The sequence below is a fragment of the Microcoleus sp. PH2017_09_SFU_O_A genome (assembly GCF_020738625.1).
Taxonomy (GTDB): Bacteria; Cyanobacteriota; Cyanobacteriia; order Cyanobacteriales; family Microcoleaceae; genus Microcoleus.
The window spans coordinates 36,951-37,932 of record NZ_JAEQCF010000086.1; the positions used below are offsets into that span (position 1 = coordinate 36,951).

Below are 982 nucleotides of genomic sequence, written 5' to 3' on the forward strand. Positions count from 1 at the left end.
TAGGGGCGGGCTAGAAGCCCACCCCACAAGATTTTTTGTGGCACAGGCATCTTGCCTGTGAAAGTGCTTGTGGCACAGGCATCTTGCCTGTGACAAATAAAAGGACAGACACTAACCTTCAGATATTTGACAGAAAAAAGGATATTCGTCTGGAGTCAAACAAAGACCAGCTTTGACAGGATTTTGCCTGATATATTCCCAAAAACCATCAAATTCTCCTTCATCTCTGACTATTCGGTCATGTCGCTCATCTTGCCAGACAGTACCGATATGCTTCATCACCTTCGGAATTTGCTTAGAACTGTAGCTTTTCATACTGTGCATAATGCTGCTGAGCGACCAAAATTTATCCTTCGACTTTGGCAAAGGCTGAATTAACATATGCACATGATCTGGCATTACAACCAAGCAAAACACCTCATACCTTTTTTTGTCAAAAAAGTTGCAAGCATTAAAAACTACTTGTTGAGCTGCCGGAGTCAATTCTAGCTTTTCCCAAGTATTAAAAGTAATGAAATAGACCGATCCATCTAACTCCCAATGAGGTAAATTCCTATAAGTAATTTTCAACTTTGGTTCCACCAAAGATTGATAATTGTTGGTGGGGTGGGCATCTTGCCCGCCCAGCCTAGAAACCGACTTCATCACAGATTGATACTTGTTGCTGGGATGGGCATCTTGCCCGCCCAACTGCTGATTGCTTCCCTGACTCAAATTTCTATGAATCATACTACTACTTCGTACAATCACAACTTAATATAAAATAGCTTTAACCAGGGAAGAGGTCAATACCACATCTTGCCTGTGACAAAGATTGGGGCGGGCTAGAAGCCCACCCCACAAGATTTTTTGTGGCACAGGCATCTTGCCTGTGACAAAGATTGGGGCGGGCTAGAAGCCCACCCCACAAGATTTTTTGTGGCACAGGCATCTTGCCTGTGACGGGCTAGAAGCCCACCCCACAAGATTTTTTGTGGCACAG

General features: G+C 43.9%; 1 protein-coding gene. It reads right to left on the reverse strand.

Annotation, left to right across the window (positions count from 1 at the left end; all coding sequences use genetic code 11):
* Positions 1–111 precede the first annotated feature (111 nt).
* On the reverse strand, positions 112–729 hold the full coding sequence (locus JGK16_RS26340; RefSeq protein WP_293186735.1) for a transposase: 618 nt from the start codon (positions 727–729) through the stop codon (positions 112–114).
* Between the last annotated feature and the right edge of the window lie 253 nt (positions 730–982).

Coding starts and splice junctions, on each gene's coding strand:
- JGK16_RS26340 (WP_293186735.1), bottom strand. CDS start 729: ATGATTCATAGAAATTTGAGTCAGGGAAGCAATCAGCAGTTGGGCGGG.